The following is a 26,168-nucleotide window of genomic DNA, read 5'->3' as shown; positions in this document are numbered from 1 at the left end:
CATCTGGGAGTCACGCGGCAGGCACTTGGGAGTCACATTGTCATCGGTCCTGTATGCCATCGGTCGGTGGTGCTTCCGTCACGGCGGACGCGTCCTGGTGGGATGGCTGGTGATCCTCGCCCTCGCCGGCGGGGCGGCACTGGGCCTGATGCGCACGTTCGACAACTCGTTCACCCTGCCCGGCACGCAGTCCCAGCAGGCCCTCGACCAGCTCGGCATGACCTTCCCGGAGATGTCCGGCGGCTCGGCCACCATGGTCGTCGTCGCCGGCCCGGGCGACACCCTCGACGACCCGGTCGTACGGTCCGCGGTGGAGCGGACCACCGACGAGATCGGCCGGCTCGACGTCGTCCGCTCGGCCCAGTCTCCGTACGGCGACCTGATGCACGGGATGATCAGCGACGACCGGCAGGCCGGCCTGGTCTCGGTGATGCTCGACGTGACGATGACCGACTTCACGCCGGCGCAGAAGCAGGAGCTGCTCGACGCCGCCGATCGACTGCAGGCGCAGCTGCCGGGGTCGAAGGTGCGGATGGGCGGTGAGGCGTTCAACGCGACCATCCCCACCGTCGGCGTGGTCGAACTGCTCGGTCTGGTCGTCGCCCTGGTCGTGCTGATGCTCACCATGGGCTCGCTGATCGCCGCCGGCATGCCGCTGCTCACCGCGCTGGTCGGGGTCGGCGTCTCGATGGCGCTGATCCTGGCCTCCACCGGCTTCATCACCACCAACTCCACCACCCCGATGCTCGCGCTGATGTTGGGTCTCGCGGTGGGCATCGACTATGCCCTGTTCATCCTGTCGCGGCACCGCGAACAGCTCGCCGAGGGGCTCGGCACCGAGGAGTCGGCCGCCCGGGCGGTCGCCACCTCCGGATCGGCGGTGGTCTTCGCCGGCCTCACCGTCTTCATCGCGCTGATCGGACTGGGCGTCGCCGGCATCCCGTTCCTCACCACGATGGGGATCGCCGCCGCCGGAGCGATCGCCGTGACGGTGTCGATCGCCCTCACCCTGGTGCCTGCCCTCGCCGGGCTGGCCGGTGAGCGGATGCGTCCGCGACCGCAGCGGCTGAGCCGGCGGATGCAGGCCCGCCGCACCGCCGGGACGTACGTCGACGACCCGCACGAGGCGGCCCGGCTGCGGATGGCGGCGGTCGCCGAGGGCCGTGGTGGGGGACCGTCGGGCTGGTGGGTGCGCACCGTCACCCGGCGGCCGGCGTTCACCATCGTCGCGGTCGTGCTGATCCTCGGAGCCCTCGCCGTGCCGGCCCGGGACATGCGGCTCGCCCTGCCCAACGCCGGCCAGGCGAAGGCCGGCACGCCGGCCCGCGAGGCGTACGATCTGACCGCGGAGCACTTCGGGCCCGGCTACAACGGGCCGCTGGTGGTCACCGCCCAGATCGTCGGCTCGACCGACCCGCTGGGCGTGATGGACGGGCTGAAGAAGGACATCGAGGCGATGCCGGGCGTCGCCGTCGTCCCGGTCGCCACGCCCAACCGCACCGCCGACACCGGCATCGTCCAGATCTTCCCGACCACCGGCCCGGACGACCCGGCCACCGAGGAGCTCGTGCACCGGATCCGGGCAGCCGCCCCCCAGTGGCACGACCGCTACGGCGTCGACACCGCGGTGACCGGCTACACCGCCATCGCGATCGACGTCTCGCAACGCCTCGGGGCGGCCCTGCTGCCGTTCGGCATCTTCGTCGTCGGCCTGTCGATGGTGCTGCTGACGATGGTGTTCCGCTCCCTGGTGGTGCCGATCAAGGCGACCGTCGGCTACCTGCTGTCCGTCCTCGCCTGCTTCGGCCTCACCACGCTCGTCTTCACCGACGGCGTCGGCGCCCGGCTGGTCAACGTCGAGGTGACCGGCCCGCTGATCTCCTTCCTGCCGATCATCACCATGGGCATCCTCTTCGGCCTGTCGATGGACTACGAGGTGTTCCTCGTCTCCCGGATGCGGGAGGACCACGTGCACGGTCGGCCGGCCAGGGCCGCGGTGCACACCGGCTTCGTCGGCTCCGCGATGGTGGTCGTCGCGGCCGCAGTGATCATGGTCGCCGTCTTCGCCTTCTTCGTGCCCGAGTCCGACCGCGGCTCGCTGCAGCCGATCGCCTTCGCGCTGACCGTCGGTGTCGCGATCGACGCCTTCCTGGTCCGGATGACCCTGGTGCCGGCGGTGATGGCGCTGCTCGGTGACCGCGCCTGGTGGTTGCCACACTGGCTGGACGTACGTATGCCGATGCTCGACGTCGAGGGCTCCGACCTGGCCCGGGAACTCTCGCTGCGTGACTGGCCCGGCCCCGGCGAACCGACCGTGCTCACCGCCGAGGGACTGGTCGCCGGCGACGCCGACCACCGACTCCACCACCCGGTCGACATCCGTCTGCTCCCCGGCGAACGTCTGCTGGTGGCCGGCGAGCCCGCGGACCGTACGGCGCTGCTGCTGGCCCTGGCCGGTCGGCTGCCGGTGGCCGAGGGGCGGGCCAGGGTCGCCGGTGGGTTGCTGGAACGTGCCGGGCGGGTGCGGCGTCGGGTGGCGTACATCGACCTGTGGCGGACCCCCGACGCGGCCGCCGAGCTGGCCCGGCTGGTCGACCGCCCGACCGACCCCGAGCGGGTGATCGTCATCGACGACGCCGACATGGCGGCCGACGCCCGCACCCGCGAGCTGCTGGCGACCCTGGTGCGGCACAGTCCGGCGACGGTGGTGATCGGGGCCTTGGACGAGCGCGGCCTGGAGCCGCTGCTGCCGTTCGGCACGCCGCGGGTGGTGGCCCGACCGTACGTGGCGACGGCTCGAACCGAGACGGCCGGTGCCGATGCGGCTCGACCTGGTGTGGACAGACCTGATGCCGACCACGCCGTCCCCGCCGGCTCCGGCGTGTCCCGCCCCGGTGGGGCCCGCTCCGACGCGGCCCGCTCCGACGCGGCCCGGCCTGACCGGGCCGTCGACCAGGCCGCCTCACCGCAGTCCCCCGACCTCGCGCCGACCGCACCGGCCGACGCCGTCCTCCAGGCAGGAGAAACCCGATGACCACGAAGACGGCGGCCCGACGCTGGGCGACCGTGCTCGGACTGGTGCTGGTGCCGCTGCTGATCGTCGGCTCGCTGGGCTGGGTGACCGCGACCGCCGAGAGTCGCCGGCCGACCGTACGGGCCGCGATCGTCAACCACGACGTGCCGGCGACCGTCCAGGGGCAACTCGCCCCGATGGGCCGCCAGCTGTCGGCCGCGCTGGTCGAGGGGCCCGCTGAGGGCTCCGGCTACACCTGGGTGCTCAGCGACGACTCCGACGCGGCGGCCGGGCTGGCCTCGGGCCGCTACGTCGCCCGGGTCGTCATCCCGGCCGACTTCTCCGCGGCCACCACCTCGTACGGCGGGCCGGCTGCCGACGCGCGCCGGGCCACCCTCGACGTCACCACCTCCTCGATCACCGGGGTCGCCGATGCCGAGATCGCCCGCCAACTCTCCGACGCCGCCGCGCGCAGCCTGAACAGCACGCTCACCGAGGGCTATCTGGACCAGGTGTACCTGGGCTTCAACAAGTCCGCCGACGGCATGCGCCAGCTCGCCTCCGGCACCTCGGACCTGGCCGACGGGCTGGCCCAGTTGCAGGCCGGCACCGCGCAACTGCCCGACCAGACCAAGCAGCTGGCCGACGGTTCGCGGCAGGTCTCCGACGGTGTCGGGCAGTTGTCGTCCGGGCTGGGCCAGCTCTCCGACGGTGCCCGACAGCTCTCCGGCGGCGCGTCCACGTACGCCTCGGGGGTCAAGCAGTACACCGACGGGGTCTCCTCGGCCGCCGACGGGGCCGCCCAGATCAGTGCCGGCATCGACCAGATGACCCGCCAGCTCGACTCGGCGCTGCCCGCCCCCGAGCAGCTCGCCGAGATCCAGGCGACGATCGACCGGCTGCGGCCGGTGCTGGACCAGATCACCGCCGCCCTGAAGGACCTGCAGGGCACAGCCGACCGGCTCAGCGCCGGCACCGGTGCCGTGGTGAAGGGGCTCGACTCGACCGTCGCCGACCTGACCGCGATGTCGGACGGGAAGGTCAGTTGTCCCGCCGACATCACCGCCCAGGGGCCCGAGGTCTGCGCCGCCTGGAAGCAGGGTGCCCAGAGCGGGGCGGATCGTGCCCTCGGCCTGCTCACCACCAAGGATCCGAGGACCGGCTACAGCGTCGTCACCGCCGCCAAGGCCGCCGACGACGGGGCAAGCGCCTTCCAGGCCCTGGTCCGGGCCAACGGTGGCACCCTGCCCGGGCTCGACCAGACCCAGATCGACGCGATCATGGCGGCGTTGAACGACCTGCCCGGCCAGGTCGCCCAGCTGCAGTCGGGCGTGCACCAGCTCAACGACGGCGCCGCACAGTTGTCGTCCGGGCTCGCCCAGCTCAAGGCCAACGGGCCCGCGCTGGTCGACGGGGCGGAACAGCTGTCTTCCGGGGCCGGTCAACTGGCCGACGGGGCGGCCGCGTCGGCCTCCGGCGCCGACCAGCTCGCGTCCGCGGCAGCTCAGCTGGCCGACGGCACGTCCCAGCTCGCCGACGGCATGGTGCCGCTGTCGTCCGGGATCACCCAGGCCGCCGACGGCGCGGACCAGCTGGCCCGCGGCATCACCGACAACCTCGGCGCGCTGCCCACCTACACCGATGCCGAGGCGAAGAATCTCGCCGCGGTGGTGGCCGCCCCGGTCGCCACCCGCGGGGCAGTGGCGTCCACCCCGGTGCTCGCCGCCGGGGCGCTGTTGGCCGTGGTGGCGCTGTGGCTCGGGACGTTGGTGACGTACGTCCTGCGCCGGCCGCTCTCCGATCGGCTGCTGGGCTCGACCCGGTCGACGCCGTGGCTGGTGGCGCGGACCGTTGGTCCGGGCGTCGCGATCGGCGTGGTCCAGGCGATCGGCGTGGCGCTGGCCGTGCAGGCGGTGATGGGGCTGTCGGCGGCGCGGGCTGCGGCGGTGCTCGGCGTGCTCGTGCTCGGCGGGGCGATGTTCGCGCTGGTCCAGCACGCGCTGGCGGCCTGGGGCGGGATGATCGGCCGCGGCATCGGGCTGCTGATGGGCGTCCTCACCGTCGCTGCCGGGCTCACGTCCGCCCTGCCCGCCTTCTTCGACACCGTACGGCCCCTGCTGGCGCTCAGCCCCGTGCTGGATGCGGTCCGGGCGGCGGCGACCGGCGGATCGGTCGGTGCGCCGCTGGTCGGGATCCTCGCCTGGGCCCTGCTCGGGGCGTTGGCCAGTGGCCTGGCGGTCGTGCGGCAGCGGCGGGTGGGCGTGACCCGGTTCCTCCGGACGTACGCGTGACGGTGTGCGAGTCGGGGGCAGGGCCTCTCGGGACGCCGTCCCCCCGGATCGGGCGGCGCCGCATCCCGCTGCACTCACCGTACGGTCCGACGGCCGTAGCATGGCGGGGTGACGGACCATCTCCCTGATCCTCTGGCGCCCCGGCGGCCGTCGCCGCGCGGTCGCGCGCCGCACCAGCTGTCCTCGCGCTGGTCGCTGCTGCTGTCGCTGCTGTTCATGACGGTGGTCGAGACGACGCTCGCGGTGGCGCTGGGCCGGTGGGAGTTCGCCGTCTCGGCGGTGTTGTTCCTGGCTGCGGCCGGCGCCGGCTGGCGGTCGTTGCCGATCGCGTCGGAGGTCAGGACGGCGGATCCTGCTGTGGGGTCGGCGCGGCCGCGCGGCAGCGGCGCGCCTGGTCGTACGGACCTTCCCTGGGGCATCGCCACGGTGGTCCTGGTGATCGGGGCCTTCGTCCTCGGCGGTCTCGGCACGCGGTGATCACTCACGTTCCCGCGGGAACGTCTCAAGGCCCCCGCCCGCTGTGACGAACCCGCTGTGACGCGCCCGCTGTGACGCGCCTGCCGGCGGCACCCGCTGACCGCGCCCGCTGTGACGTGGACCACTCAGGACGTTCCCGCGGGAACGTCCGCCGGTTCACCCGCTGTTGGGCGGGGCGTGCCAGACTGCCGGTGTGAGCGTGCAGTGGTTGGATTTCGATTCCCTGGTCAACGCCCGTGACGTGGGCGGGATCCCGACGGTCGACGGGGGCGCCATCCTGCCGCGCCGGCTGATCCGTTCGGACAATCTCCAGGCCCTCACGGCGGCCGACATCCAGCGGCTACGGGAGCTGGGGGTGACCGACGTGATCGACCTGCGGTCGGCGTTCGAGGTGCACTCCGAGGGGCCCGGACCGCTGGAGGTCGAGTCCGGCTTCGCGATCCATCGGCATTCCTTCGTCATCGAGCGCGCCGCCGACGGCACGGTGGTGTCGTCCGACGGCGTGTCGTCCGACGACGAGGCCGACGGACGGGGTGGCGCCGAACTGCCGGGGGACGCGCTGCCGTGGACCGGTGGCCGGCCGCACTCGGTCCGGATCGCCGACGCCTTCGCCTCCTCCTACCTGTCCTTCCTCGCCGACCGTCCGGCATCGGTGCTCGCCGCGCTGCGCGATGTGGCGTACGCCGACGGCGCCGCGCTGGTGCACTGTGCCGCCGGGAAGGACCGCACCGGGACGACCGTGGCACTGGCGCTGATGATCGCCGGGGCCGACGCCGAGGCGGTGATCGAGGACTACGCCGCAAGCACCGAACGGATGGAACTGATCATCGCCCGCCTGATCGCCCGGGAGACGTACGCCGAGAGCATGGCCGGCCGTCCGGTCGCCTCGCACAACACCCGCCCCGAGTCGATGCGTGCCTTCCTGGGCTACGCGGAGGAGCACTTCGGAGGTGTCGAACCGATGCTCGGCCGGATCGGCTGGACCCCGACCGACACCGCGCAGATGCGTCGCAAGCTGGTGGGCTGACGAGGCGACGACCGGCTGGGGTGTTGGTTGTCCTCCGCGGGACCATAGGGGAAACCTATGGAAGTTTGCTGGAGACGTCCTTCCGCCGTGATCGGTCCGGGCGGGTCGATTGTTTCGGGGCAGGTCGTCCGGTCCGGATCTGGGCCGGTCGGATCTGAACCGGTTGGATCTGGGCCGGTTGGATCTGGGCCGGTCGGATCTGCGCGCCCCGGGGCCGGCGGACTACTCCGCCCCGATGCGCCCGGTGACCACGTCGTCGAAGAGCGCGGTGGTCATCCGCACCTCCACCGGCACCTGATCGCCGACCTGCGGTGGGGTCGACCCGTGCGGCAGGAACACCATCGAGGACTGCATGTGCGGCGGTTCGAGGAACATCCGCTTCTTCCCGTCCAGGGTGTACGGCGACAGGGCGCGCCCGGCGGCCTCCATCGCCCCGGTCGCCACCGAGATGGCCTTCGCGCGCATCGTCGCTCCGGAGGTCGGGGCCTCCATGCCGACGCCGTTCGCGGTGCCGCCGGCGACGATCACCACCCAGCCGTCGCCGGGGGCCCGGTGCTGGTGGTAGCCGACCCGTTCGCCGCGGGACACCTGGTGGATGTCGAGGACCGTTGCGGAGGTGGCGTACGCGGAACGCTTGCCGAGCCACAGCTCGGTGCCGATCCGCAGTCGGGTCCGGAGCGGCTCGCCCTGGGCGCTGAGGTCCTGGGCGAGGGCCTGCGCCGTGGTCGACGGGACGTGGGACAGCCACACCGGGGCGCGGAACGCGTCGACAGCCCGCTCGGCGAGGGTGCGGGCCTCCGCCTCGGTGGCGGTCGAGTGCAGCGGCAGGTGGATCGTCCAGCCCTCGATCTCGACCAGCCCGGAAGCGGCCTCGGCGCCCTCCAGGTCAGCGATGGACAGGCCGTGGCGGCGCATCGAGGTGAGCACCTCGAGGACCACCCGGGGGCGTACGCCACCGCCGAGGTTGCTCAGCACCTCGAGGTCCTCGAGCCGGGAGACGGTCGAGATGATGCGGGGGTCGCGGGCGAGTTCGACCGCGCGGGCGTCGAAGGCGCGCCACGGCTGGAGGATGACGATGTCGCCGTCGAAGTGGTCGCGGACCGCGGCGACTTCGCCGGGAACGCCGACGGCGAGGGTGGGGACCTTCAGGGCGCGGGCCTCCTCGGCCAGCCGGGCCAGGCCGAACCCGTACCCGTTGCCCTTGGCGACCGGGATGATGCCCGGGGTCCGCTCGAGGACGGCCCGCTGGTGGGCGCGCCAAGCGTCGGTGTCGATGGTCAGGGTCAGTCCGCTCACTCGGTCAGCCTAACTGCCGCGGGTGCGCAGCGCCCCGCTCCCGGCCCCGCGGGCCCGGTGCCGGTGCCGGTGACGACGTACGTACAACCCTCCCGGGCGCAGACGCCGAGCCGGTGACTGCCGGCGAGGCTCAGCCGCGTCGCTTCATGTACAGATCGAAGGCGGTGTAGAGCACCCGGTTCAGCGGCAGGTCCCATTCGCCGAGGTACTCGACGGCCTCTCCACCGGTGCCGACCTTGAACTCGATCAGTCCGACGTGCGGGTCGTTCTTGTCGACGGAGTCGGTGATGCCGCGCAGGTCGTAGACGTCCGCCCCGGCGGCGAGGGCGTCCTGGATCATCCGCCACTGGATCGCGTTCGAGCCGCGGACGTCGCGCTTCTGCGTCGAGGATGCACCGTACGAGTACCAGCTGTGCCCGCCGACCCGCACCCAGGTGGTGGCGGCGACGAGGTCGCCCTCATGCTCGGCCAGGTAGAGGTGGATGCGGTCGGCGTCCTCCGTCTCCATCGCCTCCATCATGGTCCGGAAGTAGCTCGCCGGCCGTGGGGTGAACCCGTCGCGCTCGGCGGTCTCGACGTAGAGCGCGTGGAAGGCCGGAAGGTCGGCGATGGTGCCGCGGCGCACCGTGACGCCGAGCTTGTCGGCCTTCTTGATGTTGCGGCGCCACAGCTGGTTCATGCCCTTGAGGACATCGTCGGGCGTACGGTCCGTGAGCGGCAGATGGAAGTTGAACTCCGGCTGTCCCGCCGAGAAGCCCTCGCCGGTCTTCGGCGGCTGCCAGCCGAGCGTACGCAAGGTGTTGTGGACGCGGGCGGCCGCGACGTTGGTCTCGTCCGGCTCGACCGTACGCAGCGAGGTCACCGCGTCGTCGGCCAGCGCGTCCTTGATGGTCTTGGTGCCCCAGCGGCGGACCACCACCGGCGGACCGATCCGCACCCCGAAGGCGCCCTGGTGCTTCACATGCGCGACGAACGGCTTGAGGTAAGCCTCGAGGTCGACGTTCTCCCAGTCGAACAGCGGCCCCTCCGGGACGTACGCCAGGTAGCGCTTGACCCGCGGGATCTGACGGTAGAGCACCAGCGCCACGCCGACCAGCCGCTCACCGGCACGACCGACGGCAGGGGTGCCGTCGGTGGCAGCGGTGTCGTCGGTGGCAGCGGTGTCGTCGGTGTCCGCCGTGGCGCCCGCATCCACCCCGGACTCGAACCAGCCGAGTGACTCGTGCTGCCACTCGCTCTTCACCTTCGCCCATGCCGGGGTCTGCAGGAAGCTCGCCGAACGGAGGGTGGAGATGTACTCGAGGTGCTGGGAAGCCGGGATGCTACGTACGGTGATCGCCACGCCCCGACTCTACCGGTCCGGGGCCGCGCCCCCGTGCCGCAGGCGGTGCCCCGGGAAGTGCCGCGGTCGGGCGTTCACACAGCTTTCGACACCCATGGGTTTCGACCGCGCGAAGGTGTTCGTCATTCAGCAACACTGCGTGGGCGAGCCTGCGCACCGGCGCGGGCCCGGGAGTCACAGATCCCGCAAAGTGTGGTCACGGCGGCACTGCCCACCCCGTGCGGGCCCGGGAGCTGCGATGGCGGCATCCCCGCAGGGATGCCGCCATCGATCAGACAGTCCGTGGATCCGATGGTCAGCGGGGCCGGGTGGTCAGCGGAGGCGGGTGATCAAGGGGGCCGGGTGGTCAGCAGGCCCAGGTGGTCAGCGCGGGCCCGGGTGGTCAGCGGAAGCGGCGGACCAGCAGGGTGCCGGCGCCGACCAGCGCCAGTGCGCCGACCGCGGCGAGCGCCGCCGGGCCACCGGTGCGGGCGAGGTTCGCCGCAGCATTGCCGCCCTGGTTGCTCGTGTCCGCGGCGTTGCCGTTCTGGCTGTTCTGGCCACCCTGGTCGTTGCCACCCTGCTGGGCGTTGCCCTGGCTGTTGTCGTCGCCGGCCTGACCGTTCTGGGTATCGCAGGACCCGGTGGTCAGCGTGACCGGCACGGTGACGGTGGTGCCGGAGTCGGCGGCCGTGAGGGTCAGCACGTTCGAGGTGCCCTGGACGGTGCAGGGCACCGTGATCGAGAGGTCGGCGCGGCCGTCCGTGACGGCGGCGGTGCCGACCTGCACCTCACCGATGCGGGCGGTGACGGTGGTGTTCTTGACGAAGCCGACCGAGTTCATGTCGAGCGAGCCCTTGGCGACCGGGGCCGTGGCGGGGGAGTCACCGACGGTGACGGTCACCGGGGCGCCCTTGGCGACGTTCCTGGTGTCCAGGCCGGACACCTCGACGCCCAGCTTGGCGTAGCTCGGGGCGATGGTCTGCTGCTGCTTCAGCCAGGTGGTCCAGGCATCCAGGTCGGACCAGCCGGTGTCGGTCGTGTTCTTGCCACCGGCGAGGACGCGGAAGTTGTCGCCGCCCTCGATCAGGAAGTTGCCGGAGCCGACCGTGTAGGTCGCAGTCGGGTCGATCGGCGTACCGTCGATGATGATCGAGGTGACGCGGTCACCCTCGGGGCGGGACTCGTCGAAGGTCCAGCTCACGTTGTCCGACAGCGACAGAGCGAGGAACGGACGCGTCGGGACGGCACCGGCGGCATCGCGCTGCCACTGCTGCTCCAGCATGGTCTTGAACTGGGCACCGGTGATCTCGGTGGTCTTCAGGGTGTTGGCGAACGGCAGGATGGTGGCGGCCTGCTTGTAGGTCACCGTGCCGGCGGCGAGGTCGGCGCGGGTGCCACCCGGGTTCTGGATGCCGATGACGGGCTGGCCGGTGACGTCGGTGAGCACATCGCGGAACATGTTCGCGATCAGGTCCGACAGGGTCGACTCGGCGCCGCGGTCCTCGCCCGGAGTGGCGTTGCCCATGCCGCCGCGCGACAGCGGGCCGGTGGCGGTGGCGACCTCCGCGGCGCCCTCGACGGCGGACTCCTCGACGGCGGCGGCCGAGATCTTCTTGGCCGCGTCGAACGCCGGGGAGGTGTAGGTCTTCGCCAGCCCGGCGGTCGGTGCGACGACGGCGGCGGACTTCACGGTGACCTTGTCGGTCGCCGCGTCGTAGCCGAGCGTGATCTGGCCGATCTTCTCGCCGTAGTTGCCGGCCTGCATCGTCGTACGGGTGCCGTCGTTCTTCACGTACGACACATGCGTGTGGCCATCCAGCACGATGTCGACCTTCGGCGAGGTCGCCGCAGTCAGGGCCTCGCTGGCACCCTCGTGGTAGCCGGCGATCAGCACGTCGGCCTCACCGTTGGCCGGGTCACCGTCGGTCAGCTGATCGGCGACCTTGTTCACCGCGGTGGCGGGATCGGTGACGGTCAGCCCGACCAGGCCGGCCGGGCTCACCAGACCTGGCAGCTCGGAGGTGGTGGCGCCGATGTAGCCGATCTTCACGCCGTTCTTCTCGATGATCGTGTACGGCTGCACGTCGGGGGTGACCCCGCTGATGTTGGCCGCGACGTACGGGAAGTCGGAGTGGGGAGCGATCCGGTCGCGGAGGTCGGTCCAGCCGCGGTCGAACTCGTGGTTGCCGACGGCGGAGGCATCGACGCCGATCGCGTTCAGCATGGCCAGGGTCGGCTCGTCGTCGAGGATCGAGGACTCGAAGATCGAGGCGCCGACATTGTCGCCCACCGACAGCAGGGCGGTCCGGTCAGCGCCCGCCGTGGTCTTCATCTGGTCCAGCGTGGCGAAGAAGTCCAGGTTGGTGATCCGCCCGTGGAAATCGGTGAACGTGAGGACCGTCAGGTCCTGCTCGGCGGCTGTCGCCGGGAGGGCGAGGAATCCGCCCAGTCCCAGGCTCAGTGCGGCGATCCCCGCAGCAGCGCGCTTCCATCCCAGCGTGTGCATGTGCTCTCCCTGTCTCCTGCTCCTCACGTACGACACCGAGCGGTGACGCACTCCCTGAGTTTCTTCTCAGAAATGGGTGAACGGGCGGGGAACTGCGGGGAACCGTTGGGGGGCCGCGTGGTCACAGATGTGTCCCGGTTCAGGGGCCGGGTTGGGCGGGGCTGGGCCGGGTGGGTGGTGCTGGGCTGGGGGGTGGTGCTGGGCTGGGGGGTGGGGTGGGGCTGGGTGGCGTTGGCCGGGCTGGGCTGGGCTGGGTTGGGCGGGTCCGCAGGCAGGCGCGAGCTCCTAGCCAGCGGCGGGATGGTGCGGGGCCGGCCAGTGGTGTGACGGGATGTGGGGCTGGCCAGCGGCGTGAAGAGGTGCGGTCAGTCGGATCCGCCGCCCTTTCGGCAACCTGCCGCGCTTTCCGCGATCTGCGGCATGCCGACGCGTGAACCGCCCCGGCATGTCCGGAGACTCGCTGGTTTGACTCCTCAGCTTGCTGCTGAGGGTTGTTGTTGAGCGTAGTGGGCCTGCTCGAGAACGACCGGTGGCATGTCTCCGCAGTACTCGTTGAGGCGGCGGTGGTTGTACCAGTCGACCCACTTTGCGGTGGCGATCTCGACGGCGTTCACGTCCCTCCAGGGTCCCTGCCGGCGAATGACCTCGGTCTTGTACATCCCGTTGATGCTCTCGGCCAGGGCGTTGTCGTAGCTCGATCCGACGGCGCCGGCTGAGGGGGTGATGCCGGCGTCGGCGAGGCGTTGGCTGTGGGCCAGGGAGAGGTATTGGCTGCCGTGGTCGTGGTGGGCGACCAGGGCGGTGAAGTCGGCACGGTCCTCCCGCTCACGCACCCAGATGGCCTGCTCGACCGCGTCGAGGACGAGGTCGGCGGTCATCGTGGTAGCGGCCCGCCAGCCGATAATCCGGCGGGCGTAGGCGTCGACGACGAACGCCACGTAGGTCCAGCCGGCCCAGGTCGACACGTAGGTGAAGTCGGCGACCCACAACCGGTTCGGCGCGAGCGGCTCGAAGTTGCGATTCACCAGGTCGGCCGGCTTGGGCCCGATCCCGGCGATCGTTGTCCGTTTCACCTTGCCGCGGACCACCCCGGCCAGCCCCGCCTGGCGCATCAGCCGCTCGATGGTGCAGCGGGCGACGGGTATGCCTTCCCGGTTCAGCGCCAGCCACACCTTGCGGGGTCCGTACACCCCGAAGTTGTCGGCATGGATCCGCCGGATATGTGCCAGCAGCACCTCGTCGCGCTGCTCGCGCTTGGAGGGCAGCCGGTCGCGCCACTCGTAGTAGGTCGACGGGGCGATCTTCACACCATGCTCGGACAACACGGCACAGATCGGCTCTACCCCCCATCGCAACCCACCGGTGGCGGGCTGGTGGTCGGCGTGCTCGCGGATGAAGTCCACGATCACTGCCCGGGCCGGTCGAGCTCGGCCGCGAAGAAAGCCGACGCCGCCTTCAGGATCGCGTTCGCCCGCCGCAACTCGGCGTTCTCCCGCTTCAACCGCTTGACCTCGGCCGACTCCTCCGACGTGACCCCCGGCCGGGCGCCCTGGTCGACCTCGGCCTGCCGCACCCACTTACGCACCGTCTCGGCCGTGGAGATCCCCAGCAGCTCCGCGACCCGGGCCATCGCACCCCAATCGGTGTCCTGATCCGGCCTGATCTCGGCATACATCCTCACCGCCCTGGCCTTCAGCTCAGCCGGATACCTCTTCGACGTGTTCCCTGCCATGACTCCAACCTTCCCAAGGTTCGGAGTCTCCGGACATGCCGGGGCGGTTCAGCGCGGCGGTTGGCTGGAAGTGCGGCGGTTGGCTGGAAGTGCGGCGGTTGGTTGGGAACGCGGCGGATGGTTGGGAACGCGGCGGATGAGGGTCGAGCGCAGCAGATGGATATCGGTGGCAGGTGGCAGGTGGCAGGTGGCAGGTGGCAGGTGGCAGGTGGCAGGTGGCGTCAGACACATTCGCAGAGGCATACGCCTCGCCCGCGCGAATGTGCTTGTCATTCAGCACAAATGCACGGGCGAGGAGGTGCACCGCGGCCGGAGCGAAGTGCAACGCCGGCCGGAGCGAGGTGCAACGCCGGCCGGAGCGAAGTGCACCGCGGCCGGAGCGAGCTGCACCGCAACCGGAAAGAGCCGTCCGACGACGACACCCCTGGGGGGCGCGTCGCCATCGCCGTCGGACCGAGATCGATGGACCCGCCGGAGCTCAGTCGACCGGCGTGCCCGGCACCCCGCCCGGCAGCGGGGCGTCGTACGAGTGCGTGGCCACACCGGGCTTGCCGTCGTGGAGGATCTTGCCCGGGTTGAAGTTGCGGCCCGGGTCGGCCCCCTCCAGCAGCACCCGCTGCAGCGCGGTGCCCGCCGCGGAGATGTCCTCGGCCAGCCAGGGCGTGTGCTCGCTGCCGACGCCGTGGTGGTGGGAGACCGTCGCGCCGACGTCCATGAAGTTCTGCTGGATGGCGCGCTTCACCATGTCGTAGTTGCGGTAGGTGCTGTCCGCGTCGGTGTCGGGGATGGCGAAGGTGAAGTAGAGGCAGGCGCCGCTGTGGTAGGAGTGCGCGAAGTGGCACATGACGAAGCCCTGCGTCTTCGCCTTCTCGAACGCCTGCTTCGCCGCCTCGATGGTGGTGTCGTAGAGGTTCTGCAGATTCGACCACGGGGTGGTGGTCTCCGACACGTCGGCCGTCGCGCCCCGGTCCAGCAGGAAGTCACGGATGTAGGGCGTCTGGAACTTCTTGGAGTCGTACACCGCGCCGACGCCGGTGCCCACGACGATGCCGCCGTGCGCCTTGACGATCTGCTTGACGATGGCCTGGTTCTGCTTCACATAGCGGCGGCCGCCCTCGAAGCCGACGTACGACAGGCACATCTGGTCGAGGTCCCAGCCGCGGCGCTTGAGGTAGCCGAAGAGCCCGCTCATCACGATCTTCTGCACGCCGTGCTGGGCCCGCTGGGTGGCGAAGGAGAACTGCGTCTCCGGCGCGTCGGAGACCCTCGACACCGTGACATGCGCGTCGGAGGTGTTGATCGCGTGCATCGCCTGCAGGCCGGAGGTGAAGTCGGGGAAGAAGTAGCCGACGATCTCGCGCACCTCGGGCACCCGGTGGACGTTCACCCAGGCCTCGGTGATGATGCCGAGACGCCCCTCCGAGCCGAGGATCATCTCCTTGACGCTGGGGCCCGAGGAGGTCGACGGCAGTGGCCGCAGCGCCAACACGTCGCCGTGGCGTACGGCTCGCAGGCCCTTGACGATGTCGGCGATGTCGCCGTACTTGTCGGACTGCATGCCGGTCGAGCGGGTGGCGATCCAGCCACCGAGGGTGGAGTGGGTGAACGAGTCGGGGAAGTGGCCCATCGTCCAGCCGCGTCGGCCGAGCTGCTCCTCGATCTGCGGGCCGAGCGCGCCGGCCTGGATCCGGGCCAGCCCGGACTCGTCGTCGATCTCCAGCACCTTCGTCATCCGGCCCAGGTCGACCGACACGACCGTACGCCGCTCGGCCGGCTCCGGCTCCAGGGCGCCGACGATGTTGGAGCCGCCGCCGAACGGGATCAGCACGGCGTCGGCGTCGACACAGGCGTCGACGATCCGCTGCACCTGTGACTCGTCGGCCGGATAGACGACCAGGTCGACGACCCGACGCAGGTCGCCGCGACGGATCCGGATCAGGTCGCGGACGCCTTTGCCGAAGGTGTGCACGATCCGGTCGAGGTCGTCCTCGAGGAGGAACCGCTCACCGACGATGCCGAGCAGCTGCTCGCGCAAGCCGGCGTCGACCACCGGTGCCGGCACGTCGAGGTCCTCGAACTTCGGCGGGGTGCCCGGATCGGAGATGTCCAGGCCGATCTGCTTCTTCACGAAGGGGGCGAAGTTCGGCTTGCCCTCCGGGCTGAAGCCGATCCCCTCGACACCCCACCCCCACCACTTCTGGTGCTTGACGCCGGTCATTGGTTGTCCTTCCGCTCACGGTCACGCGTGGCCGGGCGGTCCGCCCCTGCGTGGTTGCTGTCGTCGGCCTGTACGTCCGCGGTGGATCGGTCGGCCTCGATCGCCTTCTGCTCCTGCTGCACCCGTTCGGCCTCGGCGGCGTAGTCCGCCATCGTCGGGAACCCGGTCGCCAGTGCCATCGAGTCGTGCATCCGCAGCACCTGGTCGTGCATCCGGTCGGCGAACTTGCGCGCCGTCTCGCCCTTCTCGGCCCACATCGGCTTGCCGAGCACGATGTGGACGTCGGGCCGGCCGGACTTCGGCAGCGCCGAGTTGGTCGGCATCGCCAGGTGCGCGCCGACGATGGCGATCGGGATCGCCGGGACGTTGCGGGAGATGCACAGCGCGGCCGGGCCGGGCTTGAACGCCGCCATCGCGCCGCTGCGGGAGCGGGTGCCCTCGGGGAACAGCATGATCGGCACGCCCTCGGTGAGCAGGTTGCCGGACAGGCCCTTGTGCTTCGACCGGCCGCCGCCGCGGTCCACCGGGAAGGCGTTGACGAACATCACCGGGGCGAAGGCCTTGATCGGGCTGGTGAAGAAGTAGTCGGCTGCCGCACCGGTGGCGAGGTAGCGGGTCAGCCGGGACGGCAGTGAGCTCATCACCAGCGGGCCGTCCAGGTGACTGGAGTGGTTGGCCACTGCGATGTACGGGCCGGACATGCCGGCCAGGTTGCTCTTGCCGTGCACGTGGACGTTCAGCAGACTCCAGAACAGCGGCTTCATGAAGCCCCGCTGGGCGACGAAACGGGCCATCGCCCAGCTGGCCGAGGTGTAGCGGCGATGTCCGGTGCTCACTGCATCACCTTAAGACCCGCATCCCTGGTCGCCCACCGGGGACCGGGGGCGTACGGCACCTCAACGGACATCGGAGACCTTCGCCCGGGAACTGATCAGCTTGCTGGAGACCCACCGGATGGCGCTGCGCGGCACCACCCGGGCCAGCCCGACGGCGATCTTCCACTGCGGCGTCGGCACACAGATCACCCGGCCCTTCCGGGCGGCGTCCAGCGCCTCGCGGACCGCCTTGTCGGCGTCGATCCAGACGATGGAGGGCAGCTTGGAGGAATCGATCTCGGCCCGCTGGTGGAACTCGGTGTGCACCCAACCGGGGCAGAACGCCGTGACGTGGACCTTGCTGCCGTGCAGCTGGGTGGCCAGCGCCTCGGTGTAGGTCAGCACCCAGGCCTTCACCGCCGAGTAGTTGCCGGTGGTGATGAACGCCGCCGACGAGGAGGTGTTGATGATCTCCCCGCTGCCGTGTCGCAGCATGGTCCGGGCAGCCGCGCCGCCGAGCAGATAGACCGCACGGATCATCACCTCGAACGCCCGTTCGTCGCTCTCGGTGTCGGAGGTGAGCAGGTCGGCGTGCAGCCCGAAGCCGGCGTTGTTGATGAAGGTGGTGATCGGGTCGACCGTGGACTCCAGTCGGGCGATGACCGTGTTCACCTGCGTACGGTCCGCCAGATCGGCCTGCAGCACCTCCACCTGCACCCCGTACGTGGCCCGCAACCGGGCCGCCTCGTCCTCCAGCCGGGCGTGGTCCCGCGCGACCAGCACCAGGTGGTCACCCCGCTCGGCCAGCGCCCGCGCGTACGCGGCCCCGATGCCCGAGGTCCCCCCGGTGATCAGCGCAGTTCCCATGTTCGGCAGCCTATCGGGGTCAGAGGTGCTCACGCAGCCAGGCGAGATCCGCCCGGCGCTCGTCGATCCCGCCGGGTGTCTCCAGGATGGCGGGCACCCCGGCGGCGCGGACCACACCGACCAATTCGGTGGCGTCGATCAGCCCCTCACCGAGGTTGGCGTGTCGGTCCGCCCCCGACCCGGCCGCGCCGCGGGAGTCGTTGAGATGCACCAGGTCGATCCGGCCGGTGATGGCCCGGACGTCGTCGACCACGCTGGTCAGGTCCAGTCCGGCGGCGAAAGCATGGCAGGTGTCGAGGCAGAAGCCGATCTGCTCGGCGCCCTCCGCGGCCGAGATGGCCGTCCACAGCGCGGCCAGCGCGTCGAGCCGGCGGGCCATCGCATGGGCGCCGCCGGCGGTGTTCTCGATCAGCAACGGCACCGGGATCTCGCAGCCCGCGACCGCCTTGTGCCAGTTCTCGACGCCCTGGCCGGGCTCGTCCTCGGCGGTGACGTGCCCGCCGTGGACGATCACCCCGGCCGCACCGATCTCCGCGGCGGCGTGCAACGTCTGCTGGAGCAGCTTGCGCGACGGGATCCGGATCCGGTTGTTGGTGGAGGCGACGTTGATGACGTACGGCGCATGGACGTACGCGGTGACGCCGGCCTCGCCGAGCGCTTCGCGCAGCGCGGCGGGCCCGCCCTCGACGTCCAGCGTGGGCTTCTTCCAGCCCTGCGGATCACCGATGAAGATCTGGACCACGTGGATCCCGACGGCTCGCGCCTCGTCGAGGGACGTGGCGGCATCGACGTGGGCACCGACCGGCACCGGGAGTTCAGCCATGGGCCGACCCTAGCCCGGCGCGAGGCCGGGGGTTCGCTGCACGCCGCCGGACGGGACGGAGGACAATGGGCGCCATGATGCTCTCCGGAACACCCTATGTCGCTGCCGAGGACCGCTACGACCCGGATCGCCCAGGCGCGATGGTCTATCGCCGGGTCGGGAAGTGGGGACTGAAGCTTCCCGTGCTGTCCCTCGGCCTGTGGCACAACTTCGGCGACCACCACCTGCTCGGCCACCAGCGCGAAATCCTGCACCGCGCCTTCGACGCCGGGATCACCCATTTCGACCTGGCGAACAACTACGGCCCGCCGTACGGCGCCGCGGAGATCAACTTCGGCCAGTTCCTGCGCACCGATCTCAAGCCCTACCGCGACGAGCTGATCATTTCCACCAAGGCCGGCTGGGACATGTGGCCCGGCCCGTACGGTCAGGGCGGCGGGTCGCGCAAGTACGTGCTCGCCTCGCTCGACCAGTCGCTGGAGCGGATGGGCCTGGACTACGTGGACATCTTCTACAGCCACCGCTTCGACCCGGAGACCCCGATCGAGGAGACCATGATGGCCCTCGACCAGGCCGTACGCTCCGGCAAGGCGCTCTACGTCGGGATCTCCTCCTACTCCGCGGCGAAGACCGCGGAGGCCGCCCGGATCGCCGCCGACCTGGGCACCCCGCTGCTGATCCACCAGCCGTCGTACAACCTGTTCAACCGGTGGATCGAGACCGGTCTGCTCGACGAGCTGGAGCAGCAGGGGATGGGCTGCATCGCCTTCACCGCGCTCGGCCAGGGGCTGCTGACGGACCGCTACCTGCACGGCATCCCCGAGGACTCCCGGGCCGCGATGCACTCCTCGTTCAACACCCACTGGCTCAACGAGGCGACCCTCGAGCGGGTCCGCGGCCTGAACGAGATCGCCCGCGGCCGCGGCCAGAGCCTGGCCCAGATGGCGCTGTCCTGGGTGCTGCGTGACCCGCGGATGTCGTCCACCCTGATCGGCGCCTCCAGCGTCGGCCAGCTCGAGGACAACCTCGGCGCCCTGTCGCACCTCGACTTCACCCAGGAGGAGCTGACGGCGATCGAGGCGTACGCCGTCGAGTCCGGGATCGACCTCTGGGCCGAACAGACCCGGGAATGATCCCCACCATGCCCCGCTCGATCTCCGACCTGATCCGGAACTCGGTGGCTGCCCATCCGTCCCGGATCGCCACTCGGGTCTGGACGGACGACGGCTGGGCGACGATGACCTACGCCGAGCTGGCGCTCGCGCGGGAGGCCACCGCGTCCCGGCTGGTCGCCGACGGGGTCGAGGTCGGGGACCGGGTGGCGATCTTCGCCCCGAACTCACCGATGTGGACCGTCGTCGACCTGGCGACGCTGTCGATCGGGGCGATCGTGGTGCCGATCTACCAGACCTCCACCGCCGAACAGGCCCGGATCATCCTGGCGAGTTCCGGCGCCCGCTGGGTGTTCTGCGGATCCGTGCTGGAGGCCGACCGGATCGCCCAGGTGCGCGCCGACCTGCCCGACCTGGAGCGGGTCGTCGTGATGGACGACGAGGATCTGTCCGAGGACCCGGCGCCCGAGGCGTACGACGAGGTCCGGCGGCGCCGTGAGGAACTGCGCCCCGGGTGCCTGGCGACGATCATCTACACCTCCGGCACCACCGGCACCCCGAAGGGGGTGATGCTCTCCCACGGCGCGTTCCTGTCCGAGATCGCCGTGGTCCAGGAGAGCTTCGGGATCACGCCGGAGGACAGCAGCCTGTGCTTCCTGCCACTGGCGCACGCGCTGGAGCGGGCCTGGACCTTCTGCGTGCTGGCCGCCGGCGCGAGCAACACGTACGTCACCGACACCCGCACCCTGCCGGTGATGATGCCCCGGGCCCGTACGTCACTGATGGTGATGGTGCCGATGGTCTACGAGCGGGTGCTGAGCACCGTACGGGAGCAGGCGTCCTCGCCGCTGAAGCGGCGACTGCTCGACTGGGCGGTGGCGACCGGCCTGGCGGCCCAGCGGGCCGGCCGGGCCGGGCTGCGGGCCGATCCGCTGCTGCGCGGTCGGCTCGCGCTGGCTGACCTGCTGGTGCTGTCGAAGGTGCGCCACGCCCTGGGCGGGCAGAAGAAGCTGATGGTCGCCGGCGGTGCCCCGCTGCGCCGGGAGGTCGAGGAGTTCTTCTGGGCCTGCGGGATGCTGATCACCACCGGCTACGGGATGACCGAGGCGGCTCCGCTGATGTCCTACAACGCGCCCGGCCAGGTGCGGTTCGGATCTGTGGGCCGGCCGATGCCGGGTTCGCAGATCCGGATCGTGCCGGTGCCCGGGGTGGACAGTGGCGACCTCGCGGAGGGCGACGGTGAGATCGAGTACCGGGGTCCCAACCTGATGGCCGGCTACTGGAACGACGCGGAGGCGACCGCCGCGGTCCTCCACGACGGATGGCTGCGGACCGGCGACATCGGGCACTTCGACGTGGACGGCTACCTGGTGGTGACCGACCGCCTGAAGGACCTGATCGTCACCCGCCAGGGCAAGAACATCGCCCCCGGCCCGATCGAGGAGGAGTTGGGCGCCGACCCGTTCATCGCCCATGCGGTGCTGGTCGGCGACGACCGGCCGTGCGTCACCGTGCTGATCTCGCCCGACGTGGGCGAGCTGGAGGCATGGGCGGAGGCGCACGCCATCGCGTACGACACGCGGGAGGACCTGGTGGCGCATCCCGCTGTGCTCGCCGAACTGCGCCGGCGGGTGGAGAAGGTCTCGGCCAGGCTGCCGCACCAGGAGAAGATCCGCGACCTGCGGGTGATCTTCGATGAGTTCACGATGGAGAACGGGCTGCTCACCCCGACCCTGAAGGTGCGTCGGCGGGCGGTGGAGAAGCGTTTCGCGGCGGTCGTCGACGAGATGTACGAGCGGATCGCGGCGGCCCGACAGGCGGCCAAGGGCGCCGCCGAGCACGCCCGGGAGGCTGCCGACCAGGCGCTGCACCGGTTGAACGGCGACCACTGAGCGATGCTCCGGACCGTACGGACCCTTGCGGCGACCGCGGGACCGTGCGCATCGCCGCAGGATCGGGGTACGACAGAGCGCATCGCCGCAGGATCGAGGCACTGACCACGACGGCCCGGCGCGCAGCGCGCCGGGCCGTCGTGGTGCGGGGATGTGGTGCCGGGGAGGATCAGCCCTGGGCCGGGTTCGCGTGACCGGGGGTCGGCTGGCCGGTGGTGGGAGCCGGGCCGAACCGGTTGTCGCCCTCCTGGGACTTCTTGATCAGGAAGGCGAAGATCACGATGAGCGCGCCCACGAAGGGGATCAGGACGAGCAGCAGCCACCAGCCGGACTTGTCGATGTCGTGCATCCGGCGGACGGCCACGCCCAGACCGGGCAGCAGCAGGGCCAGGCTGGCGAGCCCGGCGATCGGGCCCGAGGCGGTGCCCTGTGCGGCGATGCCGAGGACCGAGTCGAGGCCACTGGCGACGATGTTGACGATGACGGAGAACAGGACGAAGTACCAGTACTCGGCGCGGCCGGCCCGGCCGTTGAAGTCGACGTACTTGCGGAAACAGGTCTGGATCGCTTCGAGGAAGGTCATGGTTGGCTCCTGTTGAGGGGGGACCGTATGTGAGCCCGGTCTCATGACCACCGTACGGTGCGGGGAGGTCGTCCCGCACGGCATCGGTCGTCGAGGGCCGGGCTCGGCAGAAGCGTAGGGGAACAGGGGGCCGCGTGGAGGCCTCTCCGACGATTGGTGTCGGTCCGGGTCGGCCGCTAGAATCAGCCCTTGGTCCCCACTCCCCATGAGTCGGGGACCGGCACACGCCCTCCTGCCATGGGACAGACCCATGGCCGCAGAGACCACAGGAGGTGGGACACGCGTATGCGTAAGTACGAGATCATGGTCCTCATCGATCCGGACACTGATGACCGTCAGGTCGCCCCGATGCTGGACAAGCATCTGGAGACGATCACCAGCGAAGGCGGCACCGTCGAGAACGTCGACCTCTGGGGCAAGCGGAAGCTCGCCTACGACATCAACAAGAAGTCCGAGGCGTTCTACGCGGTCATCAACCTGACCGCCGAGCCGGCGTCCGTCCAGGAGATGGATCGTCTGATGACCATCAACGAGCAGATCATGCGGACCAAGGTGCTCCGCCCCGACCTGCACGCCTGAGTCCTTCTGACCCGAACCGCCTGCCGGGGCACCCACTGTCGGTGACCCGTGACAAGGTGGGAGCATCGGTCCGACGTGTCAGATTCGTCTGACGCAGGACGTCTGCGTCGGGTCACCGGACACCCACCATCTCGACTGGAGATCCCTCATGGCTGGCGAAACCGTCATCACCGTCGTCGGTAACCTCACCGCCGACCCCGAGCTGCGCTTCCTCCCCTCCGGGGCGGCCGTCGCGAACTTCACCGTGGCCTCGACGCCGCGGACGTTCGACCGGCAGTCCGGTGAGTGGAAGGACGGCGACGCCCTGTTCCTCAACTGCTCCGTGTGGCGCCAGGCGGCCGAGAACGTCGCCGAGTCGCTGCGCAAGGGCATGCGGGTGTTGGTGCAGGGGCGCCTGCGCCAGCGCAGCTACGAGACCCAGCAGGGCGAGCGTCGTACGGTCGTCGAGCTGGAGGTCGACGAGGTCGGCCCGTCGCTGCGCTACGCCACCGCCGCCGTCACCCGGTCCTCGGGTGGTCAGGGCGGCCAGGGTGGTCAGGGCGGCGGTTTCGGCGGCGGCCAGGGCGGCTACGGCAACCAGGGCAACCAGGGTGGCTACGGCTCCCAGGGTGGTCAGGGCGGCGGCTACGGCGGCGGCCAGGGCAATCCGGGGGGTCAGTCCGGCCAGGGATCGTACGGCGGGGACAATCGCGAGCAGATGGCCGACCCGTGGGGTCAGCCGCAGAGCGACGAGCCTCCGTTCTGATCCACCCGGGCCGGTCGACACCGCCTCCGGTCGAGGACGTCCCCCAGGGACAGTCCTTCAGACGGACAGTCCCCCAGGGGGCGGTCCTTCGAGGGACACAGCACACATTCACTAGGCACATTCCGGCTCAGGCCGGGCTCTGAAAGGGGAGCACCACAATGGCCGTTCGCAAGCCCATCAGCAAGAAGAAGGCTGCGCCGATCAAGAAGACCCGCATCGGCAAGGTGGACTACAAGGACACCGCGCTGCTGCGCAAGTTCATCTCCGAGCGGGGCAAGATCCGCGCCCGTCGGGTGACCGGTCTGTCGGTCCAGGACCAGCGCAAGGTCGCCATCGCCATCAAGAACGCGCGTGAGGTGGCCCTGCTGCCGTACGCGTCGGCGTCCCGCTGATCCGTTCAGGAAGAGGAGAAACGACTATGAAGCTCATCCTGACCAACGCCGTGGCCAACCTCGGCATCGCCGGTGACGTCGTCGAGGTGAAGGACGGCTACGCCCGCAACTACCTGATCCCGCAGGGTCTGGGCATCAAGTGGTCCCGCGGCGCCGAGTCGCAGATCGCCGGCATCAAGCGCAACCGTGACGCCCGCCAGGTGCGCGACCGTGCGCACGCCGACGAGCTGCGCACCCAGATCGAGGGCCTCACGGTCCAGGTCGCCGTCCGCGCCTCCGAGGAGGGCAAGCTCTTCGGTGCCGTCACCGCCGCGGACATCGCCAAGGCCGTCAAGGCCGCCGGTGGCCCGACCATCGACAAGCGTGGCGTGAAGATCGAGAAGCCGATCAAGACCGTCGGCGAGCACAACGTGGGCCTGAAGATCCACGAGGCCGTCACCGCGCACTTCCCGGTGATCGTCGTCGCCGCCTGAGCGCACTGATCGCACGAAGGGGGCCGATCCTGCGGGATCGGCCCCCTTCGTCGTCCCTGAGCCGCGTCCCTGAGTCGCGTTCCTGTGCTTCGTCGTTCCTGTGCTTCGCCGGGCGTGAGCCGAATCTGGCGGCTCAGATCGGGGCGGGCTGCCGGCGAGATGCAAGACCCGCGTGAAACCGTGGGTCACGCTGCGGTGCTCGACACACGGCGCCCGTGAGGTGTCAGATTCGGCTCATCCGCGGTCGGACTCCGTGTCGCTCGGACCGGTCAGGCCGCCAGATGCATGGTCGTTGCGGACCCTCGATCTGGCCGAGAATCTGACCTCCTATGACGCGTCATATGCCGTCCTCGCCGACGGGCTGGGAGTGCCGCTGGTGACCCGCGACCGACGGTTGGCGGCTGCGGTCGAGGGGCTGGTCGAGGTGAGGCTGGTCTGATGTGTGCCATGCCCGGGCCGATGGGTCAGCCCCCGACGACCATCCACGCGGTGCCGCGGGCCCTGACCCACAAGGTCACCGCGCGGGCGGCGATCCACACCCCGTACGCCGCCCACAGCCAGGCCAACCCCGCGTCCGTCGCCCGCACCACCAGGGCCAGCGGCGCGTAGACCGCTGTGACCAGCAGCCCGACCAGGGACAGGTAGCGGGCGTCGCCGGCACCGATCAGCACCCCGTCGAGGACGAACGTCACCCCGCCGACCGGAACGATGCAGGCCAGCACCACCAGGGTCACCATCAGCGTCGCGTGCACCCGTGCGTCCGGGGTGAAGAGCACCCCGAGCACCGGCCGCAACAGCACCAGCAGCAGCCCGACGACCACCCCGAAGCCGACCCCCCACACCAGCACCCGCCGGGTGATCCGCCGGGTCCCGGCGACATCGCCGGAGCCGAGCCGCAGCCCGATCAGTGCCTGCGCGGCGATGGCGAAGGCGTCGAGCGCGTACGCCATGGTCTGCCACAGGCTGTACGCGACCTGGTGACCGGCCAACGCCACCTCGCCCATCCCGGAGGCGGTGAACGTGGTGATGGTGATGGCCAGCTGCAGGGTCGCCGCCCGCAGCACCAGCCAGCCGCCCGAGCGGGCCGCCGCCAGCACACCGCCGAACGCCGGGCGGAAGCCGACGCCGTGCCGGGCCGCACCGCGCAGTACCGCGGTCCCGAGCACCGCGGCGCCCGCCCACTGGGACGCCGCGGTGCCGATCGCCGCGCCGGCGATGCCGAGGCCGACGGCGTAGACCAGGGTAAGGTTGAGGGCGATGTTGACCAGGTTCACCCCGACGGCGACGTACAGCGGCGTACGGGTGTCCTGCAGCCCGCGCAAGACCCCGGTGGAGGCGAGACTGACCAGCTGGGCGGGCAGGCCGAGCGAGACCAGTCGCAGGTAGGTCGTCGCGTACCCGGTCGCCTCCGGGGTGGAGCCGTAGAGGCCGAGCAGCTGCCGGGCGCCGAGCAGCAGTCCGACGCAGAGGGCCACGCCGATCAGCAGGCCGAGGACCATCCCGTCCAGTCCGCCGGACAGCGCCCCCTGCCGGTCCCCGGCGCCGAGCCGTCGGGCGACGGTGGCGGTGGTGCCGTACGCCAGGAAGATCGACAGGCCGACCAGGACCCCGATGACGTTGGACGCCAGTGTGAGACCGGCCAGCTGCGCGGTGCCGAGGTGCCCGACGATCGTCGTGTCGGCCAGGATCAGCAAAGGCTCGGCGACCAGGGTCGCGAACGCCGGGACGGCCAGGGCGAGGATCTCCCGGTTGAGGCTGCGGGTGTGCCGACGCGCCGGGCTGCTCGGGTCCGGCGGTGTGGTCGGGGCCGGCGGTGTGTTCGGGTCCGGCGGTGTGGTCGGGTCCGGCGGTGTGGTCGGGGATCGGCGTGTCGCCCGGTCCGGCCGAGCGTTCCGGGCTGCCGCGTTCACCTGGTCAGGATAGGACAGGCCGATCAGGAATGGCTTGCCTGACCTCGTAGGCCGGCCGAGTCGGGGGCCGGCCGCCTCCACCTGGTCACTTCC

21 protein-coding genes are annotated in these 26,168 nt (G+C 70.7%); 11 read left to right on the top strand and 10 right to left on the bottom strand.

All coding sequences use genetic code 11. From position 1 onward, the window contains the following. Nucleotides 1-109 precede the first annotated feature (109 nt). The 4 genes from R0146_RS04300 to R0146_RS04285 all read left to right on the top strand — a co-directional run bounded on the left by R0146_RS04300 (nucleotide 110) and on the right by R0146_RS04285 (nucleotide 6,808). Entirely contained in the window at nucleotides 110-3,034 is a 2,925-nt protein-coding gene (locus tag R0146_RS04300; RefSeq protein ID WP_317691628.1) for an MMPL family transporter, read from the top strand. Beyond that, nucleotides 3,031-5,304, top strand: a complete 2,274-nt coding sequence (locus R0146_RS04295) for a hypothetical protein (protein WP_317691627.1) — start codon at nucleotides 3,031-3,033, stop codon at nucleotides 5,302-5,304. The genes R0146_RS04300 and R0146_RS04295 overlap by 4 nt, the downstream gene beginning before the upstream one ends. Before the next feature lie 108 nt (nucleotides 5,305-5,412). Beyond that, complete coding sequence (locus tag R0146_RS04290) at nucleotides 5,413-5,781, top strand: hypothetical protein (RefSeq protein WP_317691626.1); 369 nt, start codon at nucleotides 5,413-5,415, stop codon at nucleotides 5,779-5,781. A gap of 193 nt (nucleotides 5,782-5,974) precedes the next feature. Next, on the top strand, nucleotides 5,975-6,808 hold the full coding sequence (locus R0146_RS04285; RefSeq protein WP_317691625.1) for a tyrosine-protein phosphatase: 834 nt from the start codon (nucleotides 5,975-5,977) through the stop codon (nucleotides 6,806-6,808). A gap of 222 nt (nucleotides 6,809-7,030) precedes the next feature. On the opposite strand, the gene R0146_RS04280 is transcribed toward R0146_RS04285, so the two are convergent. From R0146_RS04280 to R0146_RS04245, 8 genes are all read right to left on the bottom strand, one after another. After that, nucleotides 7,031-8,104, bottom strand: coding sequence for an alanine racemase (locus R0146_RS04280; RefSeq protein WP_317691624.1), 1,074 nt, complete (start codon nucleotides 8,102-8,104; stop codon nucleotides 7,031-7,033). Nucleotides 8,105-8,234: 130 nt separating this feature from the next. After that, complete coding sequence (locus tag R0146_RS04275; RefSeq protein WP_317691623.1) at nucleotides 8,235-9,446, bottom strand: lipid II:glycine glycyltransferase FemX; 1,212 nt, start codon at nucleotides 9,444-9,446, stop codon at nucleotides 8,235-8,237. Between the two features lie 382 nt (nucleotides 9,447-9,828). Next, a complete protein-coding gene (locus R0146_RS04270) occupies nucleotides 9,829-11,934 on the bottom strand; it encodes a bifunctional metallophosphatase/5'-nucleotidase (RefSeq protein WP_317691622.1) in 2,106 nt (701 codons plus the stop codon). A 473-nt stretch (nucleotides 11,935-12,407) separates the two neighbouring features. Next, a protein-coding gene (locus R0146_RS04265) for an IS3 family transposase (RefSeq protein WP_317690159.1) occupies nucleotides 12,408-13,666 on the bottom strand; the annotation gives its coding sequence in 2 pieces (ribosomal slippage) (nucleotides 12,408-13,378 and nucleotides 13,378-13,666; 1,260 coding nt in all). 478 nt (nucleotides 13,667-14,144) lie between these two features. Further along, nucleotides 14,145-15,884 (bottom strand): FAD-binding oxidoreductase, encoded by a 1,740-nt coding sequence (locus R0146_RS04260; protein WP_317691621.1) that lies wholly within the window; start codon nucleotides 15,882-15,884, stop codon nucleotides 14,145-14,147. After that, entirely contained in the window at nucleotides 15,881-16,720 is an 840-nt protein-coding gene (locus R0146_RS04255; RefSeq protein WP_411567170.1) for a lysophospholipid acyltransferase family protein, read from the bottom strand. The genes R0146_RS04260 and R0146_RS04255 overlap by 4 nt, the downstream gene beginning before the upstream one ends. A gap of 60 nt (nucleotides 16,721-16,780) precedes the next feature. Next, nucleotides 16,781-17,566: an SDR family NAD(P)-dependent oxidoreductase gene (locus R0146_RS04250; RefSeq protein WP_317691620.1), complete on the bottom strand. Its 786-nt coding sequence runs from the start codon at nucleotides 17,564-17,566 to the stop codon at nucleotides 16,781-16,783. A 19-nt stretch (nucleotides 17,567-17,585) separates the two neighbouring features. Next, on the bottom strand, nucleotides 17,586-18,389 hold the full coding sequence (locus R0146_RS04245; RefSeq protein ID WP_317691619.1) for a deoxyribonuclease IV: 804 nt from the start codon (nucleotides 18,387-18,389) through the stop codon (nucleotides 17,586-17,588). Between the two features lie 74 nt (nucleotides 18,390-18,463). On the opposite strand from R0146_RS04245, the gene mgrA reads away from it, so the two are divergent. Continuing rightward, nucleotides 18,464-19,522, top strand: a complete 1,059-nt coding sequence (gene mgrA, locus R0146_RS04240; RefSeq protein ID WP_317691618.1) for an L-glyceraldehyde 3-phosphate reductase — start codon at nucleotides 18,464-18,466, stop codon at nucleotides 19,520-19,522. Between the two features lie 8 nt (nucleotides 19,523-19,530). Beyond that, nucleotides 19,531-21,393 (top strand): AMP-dependent synthetase/ligase, encoded by a 1,863-nt coding sequence (locus R0146_RS04235; RefSeq protein ID WP_317691617.1) that lies wholly within the window; start codon nucleotides 19,531-19,533, stop codon nucleotides 21,391-21,393. Between the two features lie 169 nt (nucleotides 21,394-21,562). Here the strand turns inward: R0146_RS04235 and R0146_RS04230 are convergent, their stop codons facing one another. After that, nucleotides 21,563-21,976, bottom strand: a complete 414-nt coding sequence (locus R0146_RS04230; RefSeq protein WP_317691615.1) for a DUF805 domain-containing protein — start codon at nucleotides 21,974-21,976, stop codon at nucleotides 21,563-21,565. A 285-nt stretch (nucleotides 21,977-22,261) separates the two neighbouring features. On the opposite strand from R0146_RS04230, the gene rpsF reads away from it, so the two are divergent. From rpsF to R0146_RS04205, 5 genes are all read left to right on the top strand, one after another. Then, nucleotides 22,262-22,555: a 30S ribosomal protein S6 gene (gene rpsF, locus R0146_RS04225; protein ID WP_317691614.1), complete on the top strand. Its 294-nt coding sequence runs from the start codon at nucleotides 22,262-22,264 to the stop codon at nucleotides 22,553-22,555. A gap of 148 nt (nucleotides 22,556-22,703) precedes the next feature. Beyond that, on the top strand, nucleotides 22,704-23,300 hold the full coding sequence (locus R0146_RS04220) for a single-stranded DNA-binding protein (RefSeq protein ID WP_317691613.1): 597 nt from the start codon (nucleotides 22,704-22,706) through the stop codon (nucleotides 23,298-23,300). Nucleotides 23,301-23,458: 158 nt separating this feature from the next. Then, nucleotides 23,459-23,692 (top strand): 30S ribosomal protein S18, encoded by a 234-nt coding sequence (gene rpsR / locus R0146_RS04215; protein ID WP_317691612.1) that lies wholly within the window; start codon nucleotides 23,459-23,461, stop codon nucleotides 23,690-23,692. A gap of 26 nt (nucleotides 23,693-23,718) precedes the next feature. Next, the gene (gene rplI / locus R0146_RS04210) at nucleotides 23,719-24,165 is read left to right on the top strand and encodes a 50S ribosomal protein L9 (protein WP_317691611.1); all 447 of its coding nucleotides are present in this window, start codon (nucleotides 23,719-23,721) and stop codon (nucleotides 24,163-24,165) included. A gap of 292 nt (nucleotides 24,166-24,457) precedes the next feature. Then, nucleotides 24,458-24,604 (top strand): PIN domain-containing protein, encoded by a 147-nt coding sequence (locus R0146_RS04205; RefSeq protein WP_317691610.1) that lies wholly within the window; start codon nucleotides 24,458-24,460, stop codon nucleotides 24,602-24,604. 25 nt (nucleotides 24,605-24,629) lie between these two features. On the opposite strand, the gene R0146_RS04200 is transcribed toward R0146_RS04205, so the two are convergent. After that, on the bottom strand, nucleotides 24,630-26,075 hold the full coding sequence (locus R0146_RS04200; protein ID WP_317691609.1) for an MATE family efflux transporter: 1,446 nt from the start codon (nucleotides 26,073-26,075) through the stop codon (nucleotides 24,630-24,632). Nucleotides 26,076-26,168 lie beyond the last annotated feature (93 nt).

Source organism: Raineyella sp. LH-20, assembly GCF_033110965.1.
Classification (GTDB): Bacteria; Actinomycetota; Actinomycetes; order Propionibacteriales; family Propionibacteriaceae; genus Raineyella.
This window is presented reverse-complemented; position numbering and strand designations above follow the sequence as displayed.

Excerpts from the sequence above, each read along its gene's own strand:
- mgrA (WP_317691618.1), top strand. The coding sequence starts at position 18,464 with ATGATGCTCTCCGGAACACCCTATGTCGCTGCCGAGGACCGCTACGAC.
- R0146_RS04245 (WP_317691619.1), bottom strand. The coding sequence starts at position 18,389 with ATGGCTGAACTCCCGGTGCCGGTCGGTGCCCACGTCGATGCCGCCACG.
- R0146_RS04235 (WP_317691617.1), top strand. The coding sequence starts at position 19,531 with ATGCCCCGCTCGATCTCCGACCTGATCCGGAACTCGGTGGCTGCCCAT.
- R0146_RS04260 (WP_317691621.1), bottom strand. The coding sequence starts at position 15,884 with ATGACCGGCGTCAAGCACCAGAAGTGGTGGGGGTGGGGTGTCGAGGGG.
- rpsF (WP_317691614.1), top strand. The coding sequence starts at position 22,262 with ATGCGTAAGTACGAGATCATGGTCCTCATCGATCCGGACACTGATGAC.
- rplI (WP_317691611.1), top strand. The coding sequence starts at position 23,719 with ATGAAGCTCATCCTGACCAACGCCGTGGCCAACCTCGGCATCGCCGGT.
- R0146_RS04220 (WP_317691613.1), top strand. The coding sequence starts at position 22,704 with ATGGCTGGCGAAACCGTCATCACCGTCGTCGGTAACCTCACCGCCGAC.
- R0146_RS04270 (WP_317691622.1), bottom strand. The coding sequence starts at position 11,934 with ATGCACACGCTGGGATGGAAGCGCGCTGCTGCGGGGATCGCCGCACTG.
- R0146_RS04250 (WP_317691620.1), bottom strand. The coding sequence starts at position 17,566 with ATGGGAACTGCGCTGATCACCGGGGGGACCTCGGGCATCGGGGCCGCG.
- rpsR (WP_317691612.1), top strand. The coding sequence starts at position 23,459 with ATGGCCGTTCGCAAGCCCATCAGCAAGAAGAAGGCTGCGCCGATCAAG.
- R0146_RS04295 (WP_317691627.1), top strand. The coding sequence starts at position 3,031 with ATGACCACGAAGACGGCGGCCCGACGCTGGGCGACCGTGCTCGGACTG.
- R0146_RS04230 (WP_317691615.1), bottom strand. The coding sequence starts at position 21,976 with ATGACCTTCCTCGAAGCGATCCAGACCTGTTTCCGCAAGTACGTCGAC.